This is a genomic window from Pseudoalteromonas atlantica, from assembly GCF_043641955.1.
Classification (GTDB): domain Bacteria; phylum Pseudomonadota; class Gammaproteobacteria; order Enterobacterales; family Alteromonadaceae; genus Pseudoalteromonas; species Pseudoalteromonas atlantica_A.
Window position 1 is genome coordinate 154,164 of sequence record NZ_JBHZRV010000002.1, and the last position, 22,724, is coordinate 176,887.

A 22,724-nucleotide genomic window follows, 5' to 3' on the forward strand; every position below is an offset into this window, starting at 1 on the left:
CTACGCTGGCTTTTTTGTTTGAGCGTCTAATGATTGGCCATTAACTGCATTAGAGTCATCACTCATTAAATATAAGTATGTAGGCATTAAATCTTCTGGTGTAGCAAGTTTATCAGTGTCTTCACCTGGGTATGCTGTTGCACGCATTGAAGTACGCGTTGCGCCTGGGTTGATACAATTTATTCGGATGTTTGTTTTACCGACTTCTGCTGCCCACGTTTGCATCATACCTTCTACTGCAAATTTTGAAATTGCATAGGCACCCCAAAATTCTCTACCTTTTCGTCCTACACCTGAAGAAGTAAATATAATTGAAGCGCTGGGTGATTTACGAAGCACAGGGAACATATATTTAGTAATCATAGCTTGTGCAGTTACATTTACTTTCATGATGTTATCAAACGTTGAGGCACAAAAATGTTCTAAAGGGCCAAGTGCGCCTATAATGCCTGCATTATTAAGTAAGCCATCTAATTTACCAAATTGTTGCTCAATGGTTGCACCTAAGTCACGGTAGTTTTGTTTTGTGGCACCTTTTAAGTCCATAGGAACAATTGCAGGTTTTGGATAACCAAGCGAGACAATCTCATCATAAACACATTCAAGTTTTTGCGTGGTTTTTCCAAGAAGAATTACAGTTGCACCATGTTTAGCATAGGTTATGGCTGCTACTCTGCCTATACCATCGCCTGCGCCAGTGATAAGAATTACTTTGTCTTGCAGTGCGTTTTCAGCCGCTTTATAAGTTTGCATAATAGGGTACCCAAAGAATCAATTTTTGTGATTTTAACATAGCAAAACACCAAGTTATCGAATTTATTGTAAAATTAGGTGGCGAAAGTTGAAACTTTACGTTAACTTTAACTGGTCTAATGTCTCATTAATAAACTTATTACAATATTTTAACTATTATATGACTGTAACTTTGGCATTATATTTGAAACATTAACTACACTAATACAACTGAACACACAATAAAAATAAGATTATGCGCGGAGCAAATCATATGAAAAAAATGCTACTCTCACTCTCAATTACCGCTGTACTTACTGGTTGTGGCGGCGGTGAAACGTTAGAAGATGTTAAAAACGACGCAACACCGATTATCCCTGCTGCAACAGTAAGTTTTGATCCATCAAACGGTGTTATCTCTGTACCAAATGATTTATTAATGAGCGGTACTCAAGACGGTACTTTAAATATTCCTGGCGAGCTTGATGATGACGGCGTCTCAATTCCTCGTGCTGCATATGCAAACCCGTCCTTTGCTTTAGGGGCTCTTGACGGTTGGTCCAGCCAAGTACCCTACAAAATTGACTTAGTTATGCCATCGTTTATAAGTGACGATGTTCCAGAAGGTGTTAGCTTAGATGCTGCTTCTGCTGGTTCACCAGGTTCAGTACGAATTTTTGAAGTCATTATGGGGGCCAGTTTAACTGATGCTGAATGTTCCCAAGCACCTGCAGGCGCAGCGTGTAAACTTGTAGGTGAGCTTACTTTTGGCGTAGATTTCATTACCCAAGCAAGCGGTGATGGCGTTGCAGTAATTCCACTTAAGCCTTTCAAGCCAGGTAGTTCATATATTAATGTTGTTACTACTAATTTAAAAGATTCACTCGGACGTTCTATAGAGCCATCTTCAACGTATGGCCTAGTTAAACAAGAAGCTCCGCTAGTGACTGAATCTCAGCTTGCATTACAAGGGGCTGTTAACAGCTACGAAAATGTAATTGTGTCGGGTGGGAATATTTCAAAAGATGAAATTATTTACTCTGCTGCAATGACCATTCAGTCAGCAGGACCTGTCCTAAATACAATTAAGTCATTATTGGCAGCAAGTTTATCTGAGCCTAGTTTACCTACTCCAGCAGTTCAAGTACCTGAACAACCAATGCTTAATGTTACCCAAGTTTTTGCTTCTCAAGGTGTAACCGGGTTATCACCGGTATTTTCTGGCGTTCAGTATCAAAAAGGTAATGTGATGTTACCGATGTATTTATCAACACCGACCGGTAAAGAAATATCAGATCTAGCTGATACATATTGGCAGGGGATGTGTGATAACGCTGTGGCCGTTATGGGTTATAAAGCAGCTGCTGGCGATGCTTTCCCAAGTGACCCTATTTCTGTAAATGATGCAACGTGCGCTGCTTTGAGTGAAGGGCGTTTACGTGACTTAGGGCTAGACAGCACCAAACACTTAACAAAGTACAACTCGATTCCAAAAGTACAAAGCATGGCAAATGTGCCTGTACAAGTAACTAAACCAATTTTACCTGTTTTAAATGGTATTCGGGCCCAAATTGGTATGGATGAGTTAATGATGCCTGAAGGTGGCTGGCCTGTAGTAATTATGCAGCATGGCATCACGTCTAAAAAAGAAGACATGCTTGCACTAACGGCTGCTTTGTCAATGCAAGGTTTTGCAACAGTGGCAATTGACCACCCAGTGCATGGTGAACGTGGTATTGATGTTGATGGCGATGGAACTGATGATTTTAATGCAAGTACCGGATCTGTTCTTGCATATATGAATCTTCAATCTTTGCTTGTTGCAAGAGATAATTTAAGACAGTCTTCGGCTGACCTATTAGGCTTACGCCTTGGTCTTAACTTTATTAATGATACATCGTTAAACACAATGGATGTTTCATTTGTAGGCCACTCTTTAGGCTCAGTTGTGGCACCTGCCTTTATTAGTCAAGCAAATAACCCGCTTGCTGAACAAGTCGACCCGTTATTTAATGTAAAATCTGTTGCACTGGCAAGTGGCGGTGGTGGTTTAGCAAGTTTCTTGCTTGAATCAGCAAGCTTTGGGCCATTTGTACAAGGTTCAGTGTTAGCGTCTGCTGGTACAGCTGAATCAGCAGAATTTGTTAGTTACATGTCAAATGAAGCGGTATCTAACTGTGGTGCATTTGCTGAAAATCAGCAGGCTTATATCAGCTGTGCGTACAATGAATATGTAACGTCATTAACTGTGGGTGGTGAGACTGTAAAACTTGCAAATATCCAAGGCGTGATGACTCAGTTTGCATTTGCATCTCAAACAGCGTTAGACAGTGGTGATCCAACCAACTATGCTGCTGCTGTTAATGCACTTGGCACACCAGTTTATATGAATGTAGTTGTAGGTGATGGCGAAGGTAATAAGAAAGACCAAGTTATACCGCCAACGACATCGATAAACCCAATAGCAGGTTCATTACCATTAGCGAATATGATGGGCCTAACAACGGTAGCGCAGTCACAAGCACCGACTGAAGATGGTATGAGTTATTTAGTACAATTTACTAAGGGTCACCATAGCTCAGTACTTACTCCTGCACCTGCTGAAGGCTCAGGCGCTACAGTTGAAGGCAGCGCAGCTGCAACGACAGAAATGCAATCCCAATTAGCAAGTTACTTAGCAACACGTGGTAAAGCATTGTTAATTACCAACACTGATGTTGTAACGAATTAAATTAAATTTAATCCCACCCAACTAGTAAAAAGCCACTGAGAAGTGGCTTTTTTGTGTTTGATTGGCATGTTTGTTTAAGTTCAGTTAAATTAGAGCAAATTTATTTTGGAGATGAGTGTTGGAATTTCTTTACGAGTACGGTTTATTTTTAGCAAAAACAGTTACCTTTGTAATTGCTATAGGAGCAATCGCTATTATCATTGTTGCTACAGCAGTTAAGCCTAAGGTAAAAAAGGGTGAAATAGATATTGAAGATGTGTCAGAACAACTTGATGATTTAAAATCTAGTTTTCTTGAAAATACACTTTCTAAGAAAGCGCTTAAAGCGCACCATAAAGCACAGAAGGCACAAGCTAAAGAGCAAAGTGATGATGCAGTAAAACCACGGTTATACGTAATTGATTTTAACGGCAGTATGGATGCGCATGAAGTTGACAGCTTAAGAGAAGAAGTCACTGCAATCATTTCAATTGCTGATCCTAAGCAAGATAAAGTGCTCGTTAGACTTGAAAGTGGTGGTGGTGTTGTACACGGCTATGGTTTAGCTGCGTCACAATTACAGCGCTTAAAAAGCAAAGGTATCCACTTAACTGTTGCGATAGATAAAGTTGCTGCAAGTGGTGGATATATGATGGCTTGTGTTGCTGATGAAATAGTTGCAGCGCCATTTGCTATTGTGGGATCAATTGGTGTAATTGCACAAATTCCTAATTTTCATAAAATACTCAAAAAGAACGACGTAGATTTTGAACAAATAACCGCTGGTGATTATAAGCGCACATTGACATTATTTGGCGAAAACACCGATAAAGGACGTGCCAAGTTTAAAGAAGAAATAGAGCAAACTCATGGTTTGTTTAAACAGTTTGTAATTGAACAGCGCCCTAGTTTAAACATTGATACAGTGGCAACAGGAGAGCATTGGTTCGCTACTCAAGCAATTGAAAAAGGGCTAGTGGATAAAATAGAAACGAGTGACGACACGCTATTAGGGCATCAGCAATTACGTCAAATTTATAAAGTACAATATAAGATCAAAAAATCACTCAGTGATAAGTTCGCGATTGGTTTGAGTAATACCATGAACAAGACAGGTATTTCCTTACTTTCTCGGTTCAAAAGTATGAACCCATAGAATCACTTTAGATAATAAAAAACCCGCATCAAAGCGGGTTTTTTTGTATAACCTATATTATGAATCAGTAGGTTTACGATAATCTTCTAACTCTTTTGCAGCATTAGGGTCATTAAATACAGTTTCATCTAATTGGCCCTCTGACTTTGCTACAACACAAGTGACCATACAGTCACCGGTTACGTTAACGGCTGTTCGAGTCATATCTAATAAGCGGTCAACACCGATAATAATAGCAATCCCTTCAACCGGTAATCCGACTTGATTAAGCACCATTGCCAGCATTATCAAACCAACGCCCGGTACACCTGCTGTGCCCACTGAGGCTAAGGTTGCTGTTAAAATAACCATTAAATAATCAGATAGGGTTAAATCAACACTAAATACTTGCGCTATAAACACAGTTGCAACACCTTGCATAATCGCCGTGCCGTCCATGTTTATGGTTGCACCCAAAGGAACGGTAAATGAAGCGACAGAGTTATTGGCACCAAGCTTTTTAGTTGCAGTCTCTAAAGTGATAGGCATAGTGGCACTGGAGCTTGAAGTACTAAAAGCGAATAAACACGCATGGCGCATTTTCTTTAAGAATGTAAGTGGGTTTAAACCTGTTAATAGCTTAAATAAAATAGAATAGTTAACCAACGCATGAATAAACAATGCTACAACAACAACACCAAAATATTTGGCCAAGCTAACAATAAGGCTTAATTCTATGGTTGTGAATAATTTTGCCATTAAACAAAACACACCATAAGGAGCGACATTCATCAATAACGTAACTAGCTTTAAAATAACGGCGTTTAAATCTTCAAACATCACAGATACACGTTTACCAGTGTCTCCACTTAGTGCCATCGCTATACCGAAAAGTAAGGCAAAAACGATCACTTGAAGCATATTGCCACTAGCCATTGCATCAATTGGATTGGTAGGGAACATACCTATGATAACTTGAGCAAGTGTTGGTGCTTCTTTAGCGCTATAAGCGGCCTCGGATGGTAAGTTAATTCCTTCGCCTGGGTTAACTAATAGCGCAAGTGTCATAGCCACTGTGATTGCGATTGCAGTGGTAATTAAATATAAACCAATTGATTTACCCCCTAAACGGCCCAATTTTTTTGGGTCGCTTAAACTACATGTTCCGCATACAAGCGAAACAAATACTAAAGGCACTACCAACATTTTCAAACTGGCGATAAATATTTGTCCACCAATATGAAATAAACCATCAACAAAAAAGCTTTTAATTGGCAAAGAGAATAATCCAAGTGGGATTAGATAATCGTCTTCGCCAGCTAAAATTGCCTGAAATATAAAGCCTACAGCCACACCTAAGGCCATACCAATCATAATACGTGTTGTTAAACTCATTGAACGGATTTTCGACATAGTTAGAATCTATTTTTATAAATTTGCCATAGCCTACCAGTATGCAGATTTTTATACAGAAAAAATCGATAAATATGTAAAAAAAAGTTTGATAAAAAAAACAACAAATAAAGTCTTAAAAAGTTGTGATTTTCGTGCCAGATTTAGGTTAATATTGGGTAAATATATTATTTCAATAATTAATAACAAACGCTAGGGAGAGGTCAATGCCTTTTATGCGATGGCTAAGTGTTGTGCTATTCAGTTTTTTACTTACTGCATGTGGCGGTGGTGGAACCATTGAAAAAGAGGGGGGGACGACACCTGTTTATACCCTTGCTGTACAAGGTTATTCCTCATCAACAGGTGAAGAGTCCAATACAGTAACTCGCGGCGCTTCTTTACAAATATTAGCGCAACTGAGGAATAACAATAACCCTGTTGCGGGTGAGCGAATAAGCTTTAGCCTAGCTGATGGTGTGGGTATTTTAGACCCTATATCTGGTACTGCGGTAACTGATAGTGATGGTATCGCACGAATTAATATTACAGCGGGTACAATAGAAGGAGCGGGTGAGGTTTCTGCGTCGATTAGTATTGGTGGAGCTTCCTATTCTGATTCATTTGCATTTAGCTCGAGCGGTGATCAAAACCAAGTTACAGAGGAAACGTTCACTCTAACTTTACAAGGATATACAGAAGCCGGATCACAACTATCAAATAGTGTATCTAGTGATGCCCCTCTTGATATTAGAGCAACGCTTAAACAAGGTGACACAGCTGTTACAGGTGAGCGAATTACATTTTCTTTGATTGATGATATAGGTTCACTAACACCAAGCTCAGGAACAGCTTTAACAGGTAGTGATGGCATTGCTCATATGTTGCTTACTGCAGGGTCAGTTGCGGGTGCGGGAGAAGTAATTGCTCGTTTCACTTTCAATGGTATTGTTTATTCAAATTCATTTGCATTTACTTCAGCGGGAGATGCAACGGGTAATGGAACAATTTCTCTTGCTCTTAATATAGTTGATCAATCTGGCGCAGCTTTTACTGATGCAAACCCAGTCAGTAAAGATAATAAAGGCATAGTAACTGCCACATTAACGCAAAGCGGTGTTCCTTTAGTTGGAGAGCTAGTCCGATTTGAATCTAATTTTACTGGTAAAATCACACCAGAATTAGGTACGGCTCTAACAAATGAAAACGGTCAGGCGAAAGTAACCCTTAGCAGTGGTCTACTAAAAGGTGCAGGGCAAGTCGTTGCTTCTTACACATCAAAAGAAAATGTGGCAATAACACAATCAATCGGTTTCATATCAAGTGGTGATGATGCGTCAGTTGAAACTGCTGTAGCAAGTGTAGACGTGAAGCTTTTGCAAGGATGTAATGAAGGATGGGATAGCAACCGCAATACGGTTTCCCTTGAATCTACTTATTTGAGCTCTGGTTGTATTGAAGTAAATCAATTTTCATCTGAAGAGCTGATTGACGTATTAGTCAAAGTAACTGATACCAGTTCAGGTGACGGTTTTGCAGGTATAATAAGTGAAACAACAACCGATTTAGGTAGCTTACTTCCAGAATCAGGTAAAGCGCTTACAGATAATTTTGGTTTTGCACTATTAAAGCTGCAACCTGGGGCGAATAGTGGGGCTGGCCAAATAACAGCTACATCAAAATCGGCATCGAATCAAAAAGCATTTGAAATTGCGACTGCTGATTTAACCGTTACCATTGATAACGGCCTTTATAATCAGCTAGATGCTGACGGTAACATCATTGAAGATGAATTTATTCCTTTAGGTGCGGGCGCAACGACTGTCATTACAGTGAAGATATTTGATACTTCCGGTAATCTAGTTGTGTCACCGCTTGATGTGGAATTTACTTCTGGTTGTGTACAAAATAATACTTCAGTTATGGACACTACAACGACCAGTGTGAGTGGTGTTGCAACAGCGACATATCGAACAGATGGTTGTAATGCAGCGCAAGGTGATACTGTTAGAGCAAGTGTTTTAACAGGTGGAACACCTGTTATAGCGACAGTTAATATTCCAGTATCAACAGCCCCTATTGAATCAATCGAATTTATAGACGCAAGCGAACCAGTAATTGCCCTGAAGGGAACTGGTGGACAAGGGCGCTCAGAAACATCTGAAATCACCTTTAAACTTAAAGACAAAATAGGGAAAGAAGTTCAAAGTAATAGAATGGACTTTCGTTTGAGCTCAACCAATGGGGGGATTAGTTTATCTCACTCAAGTGTTTTCACCGATGCAGAAGGGTTAGCTCGTGTTCAAGTAAACGCTGGTTTTGTTCCTATGGCTGTTCGGGTACAAGCTTGCTATATTCCTGAAGATCAAATACCTGCAGAACAAACAAATAACGTTACCTGTTGGCAAGATCTTTACCTTGAATGTTTGAAAGATGAAGCTGATAGAGCACCAAATACCGCATGCCCAACTGGCGATTTATCACTCGTTGCACTTGATGAGCAAGTAACAACTGTATCGGACTTAGTGTCAATTAGCTCAGGTTTACCTGATGGTAATAGTTTTACTGCAGGCTCAGCGATTATAAATATTGAAGCGCTTGATTATATTGGCGATTTAAATGAAATTTCAGTTTATTTGGCCGATCACTTCAATAACCCAGTGCCAGATGGTACCGCTGTTTATTTAACAACTGAAGGTGGCGCGGTAGGCACAATAGACGGTGTTGCTTTTAATCCACAATTAGAATGTCGCACTGTTGATGGGGAATGTAATGCTCAGTGGCGAAGCCAGAAGCCTAGACCCTTTGTGTATGATCCGAGAGAGCAGGAATCGATTGATTGGGGCAACCAAATTAGCTCAATAAACCCTAAAACAAATACTATCAACTGCGATCTCTACTTCAGTTCACCAGCACCCTGTATGGCAGGTATTTTAAATGCAGCATTTAATGATGATGGAGTTCCATTGGGTGGACGCGCAACAGTATTAGTTACCGCAAAGGGCCAAGAGTCGTTTATTGACATTAATGGCAATGGCCGTTTTGATACTAACGAATATTACAGTGGATATGACTTAGCTGAAGCGTTTGTTGATCATAACGAAAATGGTGTATATGACGGTTTAGCTGCAATTTATAACCCTATAACAGCAGAAGTTGAACAAGATGCCCGCTTTTGTCAGGAAGGGGATGCAAATGATCCATGTAGCCCAGAAAATACCAATGCAGGTCAATTTGAGGAAAATTTTGATATAGACCTCAATGGTATGCACACATTAGCTGACGGTAAGTATAATGGCCTTCTGTGCACCGAAGCGGCAACATCGCCATCACCAGGTGATACGTTTGAAACATTGTGCACTAAAGATGTTGTTGATGTTCGTGAATCATTTGAAATTATCATGTCAGGCAGCCAAGTTTATAGCCGATTTGTGGTATTAAAAGCTGAACTGCGAAATCAGTTTGCATCTCGCCTAGTTGAGATAGAACGTGACGATGCGGATAATCCAATACTTGATGGCGATGGAAACACTATTTTAACTGCAAATGCGGTTCAGTTAGGGCTGGATATTGATAGTTGTAACTCTATTTATGGTGTTGCAGGCGAGAGTGCAACAGGACTTGTGGTTGCTTTAGAGCCAACAGCACAACCTGATTATTGTGACTTAGGAACGATAGATTTAACGCCAAGTGATAATAATGAACTTGAAGCACTATCATTTGCTCTTTATTACTCAGATCGTTATAACAACCCAATCCCATCAGGTACAGCGGTTGCTATTAGCACAGATAATGGTAAATACAGTGGTTCAACAGGGTTTGCTATGTTAGAAAGTGCCGCAACAGCTGCGCATGGCATTGGTTTATCTATCAGCCGTGAGGCTGAGCCAAATAAAAGCTCAAGCGGGTTTTTATCTATTGTATTTACTACACCAAAAGAAGTTGAAACCACAGCACAATTAGCAATTAGAGATGCCGGATAGGTGTATAACAGCCTATCCTTTTTGCTAAAATGCCAACCTTTCGGTTGGCATTTTTGTTTCTATTCTATATATTCCCCTGCAAATACTAAAAAACATCCTTTTGTCTAAATTAAACACAATTATTGTTTAATTAATCATTAAAAGTAGAAAAGTTTCTATTAAAAGCTTGTAACAATTGGTGTTTGTAGATATACCTATAAATATTCGCGCCCAAAATGGGCTAAACACATTTAAAATACTTGGTTAGAAATAGGCAACTATGGGCAAATCGCTAGTAATTGTAGAGTCTCCTGCTAAGGCTAAAACAATTAATAAATATTTAGGAAACGATTTTATCGTCAAGTCCTCTATTGGGCATGTACGAGATCTTCCTACCTCAGGTTCTGGCAAAACCAAAACAGCGCCAACTAAAACGCCAGCTGAAGTGCGCAAAATGTCTCCTGAAGATAAAGCTGCTTATAAAAAGCAGCGTGATTACACTAACCTAGTTGCTCGGATGGGGATCGATCCTGAAAAAGGTTGGGAGCCACATTATGAAGTGCTTCCAGGTAAAGAAAAAGTAGTCCAAGAATTAAAAAAACTCGCTGAAAATGCTGACCAAATCTATCTCGCAACGGATTTGGATAGAGAAGGCGAAGCCATTGCTTGGCACCTCGAACAAATTATTGGTGGCGAGCCTGAAAAGTATAAACGAGTGGTGTTTAACGAAATCACTAAAAATGCAATTCAACAAGCGTTTGAAACACCCGGTGAACTAAACACTGATATGGTTTACGCACAACAAGCACGTCGCTTCTTAGACCGCGTTGTGGGCTTTATGGTATCGCCACTTTTATGGGCTAAAGTCGCTCGTGGTTTATCAGCGGGTCGTGTTCAATCTGTTGCTGTGCGTTTATTAGTCGAACGAGAGCGAGAAATAAAAGCATTTATTCCAGAAGAGTTTTGGGATATCCACGCAGATGTGAAGAATGCAGAGTCTAATTTACGCCTTGAAGTTGCTAAGCAGGGTGATAACCCATTCAAGCCTGTAAATGAATCACAAACAATGGCGGCAGTAGCATCATTAGAAAACGCTGAATATAAAGTTATTAGCGTTGATGAAAAGCCAAGTAAAAGCCGACCAAGTGCGCCATTTATTACCTCTACAATGCAACAAGCAGCAAGTACACGCTTAGGCTATGGTGTTAAAAAGACCATGATGCTCGCTCAGCGCTTGTATGAGGCCGGTTACATTACTTATATGCGTACTGACTCAACTAATCTATCAAAAGACGCTGTAGGCATGTGTCGCGATTATGTGGTTGAACAATACGGCGCTAAATATTTACCAGAAAACCCAATTAACTACAGTTCAAAAGGTAATGCACAAGAAGCGCATGAGGCCATTCGCCCATCGAGTGTTACTGTGCTATCAGGCCACCTTGACGGTGTAGACCCTGATGCTAAAAAACTGTACGAACTGATTTGGCGTCAATTTGTGGCATGCCAAATGGTGCCGGCAGAATACGATTTAACAACACTCACTGTTGCAGCAAATGATTTCCACCTGAAAGCCAAAGGACGTGTACTACGCTTTGATGGTTGGACACGAGTACAGCCAGCTGTTCGTAAAAAGAATGAAGAAGATCAATCACTGCCTGCAGTTAAAGAAGGTGAGGTGCTTACGTTAATTGAACTTGATCCTAAGCAACACTTTACTAAGCCGCCAGCGCGTTTCAGTGAAGCTAGCTTAGTAAAAGAGCTTGAAAAACGTGGTATTGGCCGCCCATCTACTTATGCATCTATCATTTCTACAATACAAGATCGTGGCTACGTACGTGTTGAGAACCGTCGTTTCTTTGCAGAAAAAATGGGTGAGATAGTTACAGATCGTCTAGTTGAAAACTTTACCGATTTAATGAATTTCGATTTTACTGCAAAAATGGAAGGTCGTTTAGATGATATCGCTGAAGGCGAGCGTATTTGGACCCAAGTTTTAGATAAGTTTTACGCTGATTTTTCTACCCAGCTTTCTATCGCTAGTGGCGAAGAAGATGATGGTGGTATGCGCAAAAATGAAATGGTCGAAACAGATATTGATTGCCCTACATGTGCACGCAAAATGGGTATTCGTACAGCCTCTACAGGTGTATTCCTAGGTTGTACAGGTTATAACCTACCACCAAAAGAGCGCTGTACCACTACAATGAACCTAGTTTCAGGTGATGAAGCGGTTGCTGCTGATGTTGAGGATGTTGAAACTGAAACGTTAATGCAAATGAAGCGTTGCCCAATATGTGAAACGGCAATGGATTCATACTTAATTGATGAAACGCGTAAACTACATGTTTGTGGTAATAACCCAGGTTGTAAAGGTTATGTAATTGAGCAAGGAACCTTTAAAATTAAAGGTTATGACGGACCCATTATCGAATGTGATAAATGTGGCTCTGACATGCAGCTTAAATCTGGCCGTTTTGGTAAATACTTTGGTTGTAGTAATGATGAGTGTAAAAACACACGTAAATTATTGCGTAACGGTGAAGCTGCGCCGCCAAAAGAGGACCCAGTACAATTGCCGGAACTAGAATGTGAAAAATCAGACGCTTATTTTGTATTGCGTGATGGCGCCGCTGGTATTTTCTTAGCTGCAAATACATTCCCTAAATCGCGTGAAACACGAGCACCAAAAGTCGAAGAACTTCATCGTTTTCGTGATCGTATTTCACCTAAGTTCTACTATTTGGCCGATGCACCTGCAAAAGATCCTGACGGAAATCTAGCGATTGTTCGCTACAGCCGTAAGAATAAAGAGCAGTACGTAATGACAGAGGTTGAAGGTAAAGCAACGGGCTGGACAGCGCATTATAATGCTGGAAAGTGGGTTGAAGAGGCGAAGAAAAAAGCCGCACCTAAAAAGAAAGCAGCCGCTAAAAAGGCACCAGCTAAAAAAGCAGCGCCAAAAAAGGCCGCTACAAAAGCCAAAAAAGCTGCTGAGTAGTGATATGTGAGCACGTAATGTGCTCTTTATTAATATATGCGAGCAATAAAAAAACCGAGATTCACACCCTTGTGCAATCTCGGTTTTTTATGATTAAGCGAATTTAATTAAATTTTTACGTCAGTCACTTTTTTATAGCCTTCAGCTGTTAATTCATCATTAACGCACTTTAAAACGTATGGCTTAAGCTCAGAATCGCTGATATCGTCATCTTTTGCCCAATCTATACACATTTCTGTAAATTCTTGGATTATTTCTTCAGGCGCATCAACAGCGTCTTCTGCGACAGCGAATGTCGCAACAACGCTAAAAATTGGCGCAATGATAAGGGTTAGCATTGTTTTGTTCATGTGTTCATTCCTAATAAAAGTTGTTAACCAAAGAGAAATGCTCAGTGGGTTATATGATTCTTAATCGAAATGCTTATAAAAGAAAACGAAATATTTTTATCGTTAAGATGAAATTTATACCGAAAAGAAAAACACTTTAGTGTTTGTATCAAATAACAAACTCGGTTAAAGTCAGCTTTTTTTAAAATGATGAGCAAAATGGACAATCAAGCCCCTACAAAACCTAAACGACAAGCAGGCAGAGCAGAGCTCGTATTAGAAACATTTATATTTCGTGGGCGTTGGTTACTTGCTCCATTTTTTGTTGGGCTATTATTTGCCGTTATTTTATTACTGATCAAATTCTTTAAACAGTTATACCTAATGGGCATTGCTACGTTTACAGCCACTAACGAAGAACTGTTAGTAGGGATTTTAACGCTAGTAGATACGGCGTTACTCGGTGGGCTATTGCTTATAATTATTTTTAGTGGTTATGAAAATTTTGTATCGAAACTCAATATAGAGAATCATGAAGATAGACCTGCTTGGATGGGGAAGGTTGGTTTTTCTGGGCTAAAAATGAAGCTTATTAGCGCCATTGTTGCTATATCTGCTGTAGAATTATTGAAAGTATTTATTAGCTCTTCATCGTACACCAGTGAAGAACTAATTTTAAAAGTCGTTATTCATATTACGTTTGTTGTTTCGGGTGTGTTGTTCGCACTGACAGATTATATTAACAGCAAAACAATTAACCACTAATTAAATTTCAGGTAGGCTAATTGCTTAGCCTACCTCGACACTCCAAATTACTTAAAAATAGCTAGCCACATTGCTTTAAGGCTTGGCTCCTTGCCATACATATTCATCCCCATTTTAAAAATACGTGCTGCAAAAATACGTAAGTAATAAAAACAGCCTGCACTAAGTAGTAACGATAAAAGCGTCTCTATTTACATGATTTAAAGTTAATTGAAACATCGTAAAATGCATAATTCACTGTTTAAAAGGTTACCCCCATTAGATGTGTTCTTTGCCATATTCATTAGTTATTGATAAACCTTTTTATTCGGAGAGCTGATAACAAGTATATGGATTTAATTAATATCTCTATTTTGTTTAGTTTTTTATTATAAGCTTTCCTAAGCGTCAAACATCTAGTCAATAGTATTAAAAGTATCGCATGCATAGGATGATATTTTGCAGGCTAATTAAAATACGAATAGGAATACTAATAAAAACTTAGCTGAATAGAGCAGAGAACACCCCGAGCCTAGCATTTTATAAATCTATAAAATTAATTATTTATCAATAAAAACAGTGCCTTGGATTGGTTTTGTCGTATTTGAGTACATAATTGTCGTATATACACATAAAGACAGAATTGACATTTTTCGGAGTGAAACTAGAATTTCTAACACTTTGAATAAGGAGGTTTCACTGTTGAAAAAAATAGTATATAAAATTGTTTGTCTGTTAATTTTACTGAAAGCTGGTAGCGCACTTTCTAACAATTCGGATTGGATTTTTCAACCTTATAAGCTCGTAAAAGGCGGTCTACCTGCTGTTGGCTGTTCCAGCAGCTCTGGTGACTTTGGTGTTGATTCGATGGAAGCGGTGATGCTTGCACAATCTAATTTGAACACTCAAATTAGTAATAGAATTGTACAAATGAAAAAGCGAATTAGTGAAAAACGTACAACAGCCAACAAAGCACTATCTAGTTCTGTATTTGAACAGCTTGCCACAACATTTTCTGAAGGCGCATTAATAAATGCACAGACCCAAAGAACAGAATACGTAAGAATAAATGACACAGAACAAATGTGTGCATTAGTAGTATTACCCAATGATAGCGTGAAAGCTATGTTGCATGAAGCAATCAAGCAACCAAAGAGCTCTATCAAAGCTGAAAATGAATCAATTTTGTATCTAGAGTTCATAAAATCTGAGCTGGTTCAGAATCACTAATGGCTACCGAAAAACCTAACTCCTTTTGGATTAATGTAAAAAATGTTGCAGTTACTTTTGCAGCTACATTTCTCGCATTAGGTGCATGGAATGATTCTGTTGATTTGTTGCAATCCGCTTACAAATATTCAGTTTCCAAATTCACAAATACGCTTGACTATGAAAAGCTGCAGCTTGTGCAAGTCGGCTTGAATAAAGATTTTATTGAGAGTGCATTTGGTCCTGCTGAGTTAATGAGAACATCACAAGTAGATAATCAAATTGATTATACTTACTATTTGAATAGTAAGTATATTTTAACAATTTTTTATCGTGAAAAGCAGGTCAAAGCATTTACAATAATCACTATAAAAGACGACTTTATACCTGTGGGGTTACTTGAACTCAATAACATTGAAACGGACTCAACCACTGAACAATTGGCACCCGGATTTGCAGGTTTAGCTGTAAATCCAAAGGAATCACTCTTTGTTGTAGAGGACCAGCTGGGGAAAAACTCACTTTTCTTGAAGAAGTACATTGGTAATGTTGGTTTTGCAGCTCGAGCTTTTAAAGAGCCGCTTTTATTAAACAAGATAGAACAAGCAATGCTAATAGATGAGCTTAAAGTCCTCGAACAAACTGAACCTTTAAAGTCTTTACCGTTAAACTTGTATGGTGTAGGACAATTATCCGTAGATATGATTGCTGATGCAGTTTTATCTTCACGCGAATACGTTATTTATGGAAGAAAGCGGTGAAACTACGTTTACTTATCTTACTTTTCTTAATTTTAATACCTATATTTAACACTTTATCTGCGCAAGAGATGACGGCTAAAGAGCGTTTTGCAGCTTTTAAAGAAAGAAGAAAAAACAAAATTACAGCTTTCAATAAACAACGTTTAGAAAAGTATGAATTATTTAAGCAATCCTTAATTGAAAAATGGGGGGTTGCTGATACGAGTAACGAAACAGAAATCGTAATATATAACGATAAATTGTCATCTAAGTTTTCTATTAACTATCAGCATAATACAGTTGAGTTAATAACAATTGATTCTTTAACTAAAAAGCAGGCAGTTTCAATTTTTAACGATCAACTAGCAAGCCCTATTGATAGTGTGCGAATAAATGAAAAAGTAAACACTGTGTTTTCGGATACGAAAACAGCGATTGCATCAAAATCAGCTTTCAAAACTTCACCCGTGACTATCGCTGAATCTATTTCACTGGGTACTGATATAAAATTAAGTGAAATTGAGAGCATATCAGTCGCTCAGGCCCAACGAGCATTAAAGAAAAAAGTAAATATAAAATTGAGTAGCGAAATAAAAAAGGTCGGCAACTTTTTAAATCACTCAGAAAGTACGGATAAAGAGCAAAAGTCAGTAATGTCGGTTTATAAAAAGTCATTAGAGTACGAAAAGGAACAAATTCAAAAAGCTCAATTGCCTAAAAATATTAGCGCCTTCAAATTTAGCTTTAAAAATAACCGAGTTGATAAAGCCAAACTCTATCTAAATGAAGTAAATAAATTTTCTAAAAAGTACAATGTAGACCCATTTTTGATTTTGGCTATAGTTGAAACTGAATCAAGCTTTAATCCATTAGCAAAATCCTACATTCCTGCTTTTGGTCTGATGCAAATAGTGCCCTCTACTGCGGGGTTAGACGTTAATCGGCGTGTATTTAAGCAAAAATCAAAACCTGCGGAGGAATCACTTTATTCTCCTCAAACCAATATACTTTACGGGGTTGCCTACCTTAATATTGTCCAGAAAAATTACTTTCCTGCAATTACAGATGAGCAAAGTAAATTGTTATGTACTATTTCTGCTTATAATACCGGGGTTGGTAATGTAGCTAAAGCTTTTAATGGTACTAGTAAAAGCCTAAGGCAAGCTCAGTCTGCAATTAATAATTTAACTGTTGCTGAAGTTAAAAACACATTATTAACAAAAACGCCTGAAGAAACGAAAAATTATTTGAAAAAGGTATTAGTAAGAAAGCAGTTTTATGAAACAGAGCTTACGTCAGAGCTGGAAAAATTTAATGATTAAAGTTTTATTATTTACCATAGTAACGTTTTCAACTTATTTATCAGCAAATAATGATGTGATAATTGGTGTTGGCCTAAGTAATTGTTCAGAAATAACCAATGAATCATGTTTAACTAGTGCACAACAACAAGCTCTAACTATGTTGAGTGGGCAAATATTTGTCAATGTAGAAACTAAATCAAGTGTTTTTAAAAAGAAAAAAAACAATGCTATTGAAAGTGTTTTTGAAACATCGACTCGCACATATTCGAGTTTACCTGTGTATGGAGCTAGGCAAGAATGTGAAACATTAGAAACTAAAGATTCAATAAAATGTATTGCCAGCCTAGACAAATTAAAATCAACAAAGCTATATATGCAATCAGCGGAAAAACTAGCAGCTGAGATTGATAAAACATACCTTTTTTTAGCTCAACAAAAATTTTCAGATAGCTATACAGTTATGTCTAAATTGATCAGCAAGCTCTCAAGATTAAAACAATATGAAGCCATTATAAATTCGTTCAACCCGCACGATAATTACAAAGTACGGGTGTTGCTTGATAAAACTACGCTAGATTTGTTATTAACTGAAATGGTTAAGAATCCAGTTGATGTAGTAACATTCATTGAACGGGTAAAAGCTATATTGCCAGCAGCTTCTTTGCTTATAAAACCAGTGGTATCCATTGACCAATCCATACCTTCATTTGCAATTGAAATATATAAAAAGTTGAAGCATTCAATTACAAATACTGTTGCTGATGAGCGCAATGCTAAATATATATTATCAGGCAGCATCGGTTATGAAGGTGATAAGATTGTCGTTTTGTATCACTTAATAGATGTTTCAACTTCAGAAGCTGAAGCTAGTGTAATAGGTTATTTTAACAATAACATTAGTAATATGAACTTAAAATCGGAAGCTTTTCAGCAATCTTTGTTCACTAACTACCAAGTACAGAGTGGCGATTTATTTGTTGATATTAAAACAAATAAAGGTAAGCGTGGATTGCTGTTCTCAGAGTCTGAAGCAGTTAGTTTACAGGTAATGTTGTCGCAGCCTGGCTGTTTTTACATCAGTGGTTTTACCAAAAATAAATTTCAAGAGTTGGGTTACCTACTTCAGCTTCATGATAAACCTCGTAACGGCGAAGGCTTTTTTTTAAAGTGTGTTACAACAGTTGAGATCAATCAGTGGCTCACAATTGGAGATTTTATAGTTGAACCACCATTTGGGGTAGAGAGTATTCAAATTAGTGCAGGGTCGAAGTTAACAAAAGCCGATTTACCCAATTCATACTACGATGACTTAACCGGATATCAAACAATTGCAAAAAATCGAAATGTAGCACTTGCTAAAACTCGAGGTTTAAAACGAGTAATAAATAATCAACCTACAACAAGCATAGTGCATTCTGTTTTACAATTTAGAACGGTAGAAAAATAATGAGCTATTCAGTTGCCACCTTTATTAAATATTTGTCTCTATACAGCTATTTATTACTGATCCTGAGTGGCTGTGCAGCTACAGAGTCTAAAAAGTTAGCTATGCGCCAAGCGCTAGTTATTGGTAATTCAAACTATCAAGTATCTCCTTTAGAGAATCCTAAAAATGATGCCCAAGATATGGCTGCTAGCTTAGAAGCTTTAGGGTTTGATGTGACGCTATTATTAGACTTAGATAAACATAACTTAGAAAATAAAGTAGAGCATTTCTTTAAAACACGTGTCACGGAACAAACTCAGTTATTTTTTTACTATGCTGGTCATGCGATTCAACAGCATGATAAAAACTTTTTAATACCGGTAAATAATCAGATTTTACCTACCACAACATTTGATTCAGTTTCATATAACCTTGAAGTATTGATGTCACATTTAAGAAAACAGAATCCGGATTTAAGCATCTTAGTGATGGATGCTTGCAGAAACAATCCTTATGAAGGGACGAATATTCTTCCTAGCTCTAGAAGTCTTGCGAATGAATTCAGAGGTTTAAAACGTTCGAAAGGACTTGCAGAGGTTAAAGCTCCTGCAAATACTTTAATTGCGTTTGCAACATCTCCTGGCAATGTTGCAGCGGATGGTGAAGGAAGAAATGGTACTTACACCAAGTATTTACTTAAAAACATGACTACACCGCGAGTTTCTGTGGATCGTATTTTTTCGCAAGTTCGCGCCCAAGTTATTAATGAAACTCAAGGCAAACAGATCCCTTGGGAGCATTCTTCATTGTATAAATATGATTTCTTTTTGGTAAAGCCTGAAACGGCACCGAAAATAAGAGCAACGTGGTAGTAAAAATTAAAAGGGAACAAAATGTTTAAATCAAAACTTGCAATTGCAACACTAATTGCGATTGCATCATCAAATGCTAGTGCACACGAGTGTGAATGTGAAAACCACAGTAATGCTAATAATTTAAGAAGCCAAGGTGATTCTTGGCATTTTATACCATCAATTAGCGTTTCTCATGGTATAAACGACCTAACTGTTGATGGTGCGTATGCAAATGCTGACTTTCAAATGCTAGGTTTATCAGCGATGTTTTCGGGGCAAAGTTTCTATACTCGTTTAGATTTAAATGTTTCATTAAGCGGAAGCTTTGAAGGGGCAGGGTTAAACGTTGGACAAAGTTTGACACAAAAAGAGGTTGAAATTCTGTGGGCTAATGATTATTCCGTTGGTGATTTAGATGATAATGGCAATGATGAAGATTATTTCTCTCATGCAGATGCTTCTTTGACCATTGGTTATAACATTTATAACGACTTAGATATTTTTGTAGGCGTAAGATTTGCTGAAAAAGAATATGGCGCAGCAGATGCTTTTGCAAACAGTGGGGCGTTTTTTGGCTCCTCTTATAGCTACACCATTAATGATAACTCAGCTATTGGCTTAAGTGTAACCGGTGCTCAATTATCAGCCAAATTAGACAGAGAGCCTTTTGACGGAATTGAAGGAGACTCGTTTGGCTATAGTTTAGCCTCAACGTATAGCTATTTATTTAGTGAAAATGCAGGATTGAGTGTAAAGCTAAAATATGAAAGTTTCTCATATACCATCGATGATGATAGGTTTTCTAATCAAGTGTATGCAAACTTATCACCTGAAGTATTACCAATAATCCAAAGACTCGACCCCGGTAATGAAATTGAAGAGAAAAACACAACCTTTGCTGTCTCGATGTTTTACATGTTTTAATTTTAAACTATTAAAAAGTACTATTTAGCGAGGTAGGCTAATTGCTTAGCCTACCTCTACACTCCAAATTACTTAAAAATAGCTAGCCACATTGCTTTAAGGCTTGGCTCCTTGCCATACATATTCATCCCCATTTTAAAAATACGTGCTGCAAAGATGCGTAAGTAATAAAAACAGCCTGCACCAAGTAGTATCGATAAAAGCGGCTGCCAAAAAGGTAAATCAACTAATGACATCCTAACAGGCATTACTGCAAAGGCGGTGATAGGCAGGTAACTTAACACAATACTAATGAGGCCGTTAGGTGCGTCCATAATGAAAAATGCAATGGCAATAGGGGCTATTGGCAGCATCATTAATGCACTTTTACTACTGTGGTTTGGATCATCAATTCCTGCTGCAATGGCTGCCATAAACGCAGCACAAATGGCAAGGCCCAACACTGCAAACGCGATAAACCAAGGTAGCATTGACCAATTAACAAAACTTAAGCTCAGGGGTTGTTGTTTTATTATTACAGTAAAAAATAGCATGGAAAGCACAATTGATATAAGCGTCCCAAGCATTGTTTTTACTGCAAGCAATATTTGTCCTGCTAGTTTGCCATCAATCCAAGTTTGTGGCGTCATCGTAGCCATTAGTTGCTCTGTCACACGGTTTTGCTTTTCGCCAGTAATACTAACAAACAGTTGTCCAAATACGCCAAACATAGCTACAAATAATAATATTAACACTCCAAAGGCGGTGTAAGTTTGCCCTTTGTCAGCCTGATTTTTTAATAGCTCATCAAGTACTTGATGTTCAATATTAATGTTCTTGGTCAAACTATCCTGTTGCTGTTTAGTCAAATTAAGCGCGTTGAATCGTTGTTGTTGCAATGCTGCGTTAATATTTGAGGTTAAAGACGTTTGCCATGCTTCTTTTTCATAGGTTATTAATGTGAATGTGTTGGCTACGTCTTCATATTTAAGTGCTCCATCAAATTCATTATGGCCTAAGCTTTTAACTACCGAATTAATATCTTCAACACTTTTAAACGTGAACCGCGGGTTTAATTGGTTGAAAAGTTGTTGCTCTGTATTAGTCGCCAAGGTGTACTGTTTATTTAGGTCAGTTCCATCTGCAGCAAAAAAATAGATAATAGCTGCGATTAGCAACATAATGAGTTTGGAAATAACTTCTTGCTTTAATTTAAAAAAATGCATGAACTCCCATTTAGCCACAGTCCAAACTTGCTGTGGTGCTGATACGTTTTTATTTTTCATAATTTTGCTCCTGGTGAGCGTGCGAATTATGTTCGGCAACGGCCTGAAGATAAATAGCATGTAATGATTGTGATTGATTTTTAAACTCAGTAATATCGCCCAACTTAAGCAGCTGTGGCAATACCTCATTCAGTGATTGTTGCTCAGTTAACGTAATAGTTAATCGCGTTGAAGAGAGCTGCTTGGTGCTGCAGGTGACGTTAAGTTCTTCAAGCTGTACTTTATCAATAGATTGGCTAAAGCTGACATCAATCATATAGTTGTTATATTGAGCAAAGATCTCACTTAGCTTACCGTACAGCACGCTTTGGCCTTTATTAAGAAGCAGTACTCTGTCAGCTAGTTTTTCTACCATAGCCATTTGGTGCGCACTCAGTATTACAGTCATACCTTGTTGCTTGAGCTCAGCTAAAAACTCCACCACCAACTCTTGGTTAATGGGATCCAATCCAGAAAAAGGCTCATCAAGTATTACCCATTTAGGTTCATGCAGTATGGCTGTAATAAGCTGAACTTTTTGCTGGTTACCTTTTGATAAAGACTTCAACGGGTCGTTTAAACGATCGTATAGGCTAAACTTCTTCAACCAATGTTGGCATCGCTGTTCAAAATCTTGATTCGACACGCCATGTAGCAGCGCAAAAAATTGTAAGTTTTGTTTTAATGTTTTTTCAGGGTATAACCCTCGGTCTTCAGGTAAGTAGCCTAATAATAGGGAAGGGATTGATGAGTATTGTTGGTTCTCGTCAATAAGCTCAATTTCACCGGCGTCTGGGTAAGTAAAACCAACCAGCATTTTAACCAATGAGGATTTACCAGCTCCATTTGGGCCAAGCAGAGCAAAAATTTCACCTCGCTGAACTTCAAATGACAGTCTGTCTACTGCATTTACGGAGGCATAATGTTTTTCTAAGTGAGAAATGGTTAATGACATAGTAACTCTACTTTATTGTTTTTCTTTATCATAATGGGTACACCCAGTGAATAAAAATATATT

General features: G+C 38.1%; 16 protein-coding genes. 11 read left to right on the plus strand and 5 right to left on the minus strand.

Features of this window, described 5'->3' with window-relative positions; translation table 11 throughout:
• Entirely contained in the window at positions 1–753 is a 753-nt protein-coding gene (locus ACHUE3_RS04310; RefSeq protein ID WP_394190550.1) for a YciK family oxidoreductase, read from the minus strand.
• A 253-nt stretch (positions 754–1,006) separates the two neighbouring features.
• On the opposite strand from ACHUE3_RS04310, the gene ACHUE3_RS04315 reads away from it, so the two are divergent.
• Together ACHUE3_RS04315 and sohB are read left to right on the plus strand one after the other, a co-directional pair.
• Positions 1,007–3,463, plus strand: coding sequence for a VolA/Pla-1 family phospholipase (locus ACHUE3_RS04315; protein ID WP_394190552.1), 2,457 nt, complete (start codon positions 1,007–1,009; stop codon positions 3,461–3,463).
• Positions 3,464–3,581: 118 nt separating this feature from the next.
• The gene (sohB, locus tag ACHUE3_RS04320; RefSeq protein WP_394191647.1) at positions 3,582–4,598 is read left to right on the plus strand and encodes a protease SohB; all 1,017 of its coding nucleotides are present in this window, start codon (positions 3,582–3,584) and stop codon (positions 4,596–4,598) included.
• 57 nt (positions 4,599–4,655) lie between these two features.
• On the opposite strand, the gene ACHUE3_RS04325 is transcribed toward sohB, so the two are convergent.
• The gene (locus ACHUE3_RS04325) at positions 4,656–5,990 is read right to left on the minus strand and encodes a dicarboxylate/amino acid:cation symporter (protein ID WP_394190554.1); all 1,335 of its coding nucleotides are present in this window, start codon (positions 5,988–5,990) and stop codon (positions 4,656–4,658) included.
• Positions 5,991–6,196: 206 nt separating this feature from the next.
• On the opposite strand from ACHUE3_RS04325, the gene ACHUE3_RS04330 reads away from it, so the two are divergent.
• Positions 6,197–9,952, plus strand: coding sequence for a hypothetical protein (locus ACHUE3_RS04330; RefSeq protein ID WP_394190556.1), 3,756 nt, complete (start codon positions 6,197–6,199; stop codon positions 9,950–9,952).
• A gap of 259 nt (positions 9,953–10,211) precedes the next feature.
• Positions 10,212–12,932 carry a type I DNA topoisomerase gene (gene topA, locus ACHUE3_RS04335; RefSeq protein WP_394190558.1) on the plus strand — a complete coding sequence of 907 codons (2,721 nt, stop codon included), beginning with the start codon at positions 10,212–10,214 and terminating at the stop codon, positions 12,930–12,932.
• Positions 12,933–13,039: 107 nt separating this feature from the next.
• Here the strand turns inward: topA and ACHUE3_RS04340 are convergent, their stop codons facing one another.
• Positions 13,040–13,282 (minus strand): hypothetical protein, encoded by a 243-nt coding sequence (locus tag ACHUE3_RS04340; protein ID WP_394190560.1) that lies wholly within the window; start codon positions 13,280–13,282, stop codon positions 13,040–13,042.
• 189 nt (positions 13,283–13,471) lie between these two features.
• Between ACHUE3_RS04340 and ACHUE3_RS04345 the strand changes: the two genes are divergently transcribed.
• The 7 genes from ACHUE3_RS04345 (at position 13,472) to ACHUE3_RS04375 (ending at position 20,462) form a co-directional block, all read left to right on the plus strand.
• Entirely contained in the window at positions 13,472–14,026 is a 555-nt protein-coding gene (locus ACHUE3_RS04345) for a TIGR00645 family protein (protein ID WP_394191649.1), read from the plus strand.
• Between the two features lie 681 nt (positions 14,027–14,707).
• Positions 14,708–15,235, plus strand: a complete 528-nt coding sequence (locus tag ACHUE3_RS04350) for a hypothetical protein (protein ID WP_394190562.1) — start codon at positions 14,708–14,710, stop codon at positions 15,233–15,235.
• Positions 15,235–15,975 (plus strand): ETEC_3214 domain-containing protein, encoded by a 741-nt coding sequence (locus ACHUE3_RS04355; RefSeq protein WP_394190564.1) that lies wholly within the window; start codon positions 15,235–15,237, stop codon positions 15,973–15,975. The genes ACHUE3_RS04350 and ACHUE3_RS04355 overlap by 1 nt, the downstream gene beginning before the upstream one ends.
• Positions 15,972–17,276 (plus strand): transglycosylase SLT domain-containing protein, encoded by a 1,305-nt coding sequence (locus ACHUE3_RS04360; RefSeq protein ID WP_394190566.1) that lies wholly within the window; start codon positions 15,972–15,974, stop codon positions 17,274–17,276. The genes ACHUE3_RS04355 and ACHUE3_RS04360 overlap by 4 nt, the downstream gene beginning before the upstream one ends.
• The gene (locus ACHUE3_RS04365; RefSeq protein ID WP_394190568.1) at positions 17,233–18,705 is read left to right on the plus strand and encodes a hypothetical protein; all 1,473 of its coding nucleotides are present in this window, start codon (positions 17,233–17,235) and stop codon (positions 18,703–18,705) included. Before ACHUE3_RS04360 ends, ACHUE3_RS04365 begins: the two co-directional genes overlap by 44 nt.
• A complete protein-coding gene (locus ACHUE3_RS04370) occupies positions 18,705–19,556 on the plus strand; it encodes a caspase family protein (RefSeq protein WP_394190570.1) in 852 nt (283 codons plus the stop codon). The genes ACHUE3_RS04365 and ACHUE3_RS04370 overlap by 1 nt, the downstream gene beginning before the upstream one ends.
• Positions 19,557–19,577: 21 nt before the next feature.
• Positions 19,578–20,462: a hypothetical protein gene (locus ACHUE3_RS04375; protein WP_394190572.1), complete on the plus strand. Its 885-nt coding sequence runs from the start codon at positions 19,578–19,580 to the stop codon at positions 20,460–20,462.
• 68 nt (positions 20,463–20,530) lie between these two features.
• Here the strand turns inward: ACHUE3_RS04375 and ACHUE3_RS04380 are convergent, their stop codons facing one another.
• Positions 20,531–21,727: an ABC transporter permease gene (locus ACHUE3_RS04380; RefSeq protein WP_394190574.1), complete on the minus strand. Its 1,197-nt coding sequence runs from the start codon at positions 21,725–21,727 to the stop codon at positions 20,531–20,533.
• A complete protein-coding gene (locus tag ACHUE3_RS04385) occupies positions 21,717–22,661 on the minus strand; it encodes an ABC transporter ATP-binding protein (protein WP_394190576.1) in 945 nt (314 codons plus the stop codon). The genes ACHUE3_RS04380 and ACHUE3_RS04385 overlap by 11 nt, the downstream gene beginning before the upstream one ends.
• Between the last annotated feature and the right edge of the window lie 63 nt (positions 22,662–22,724).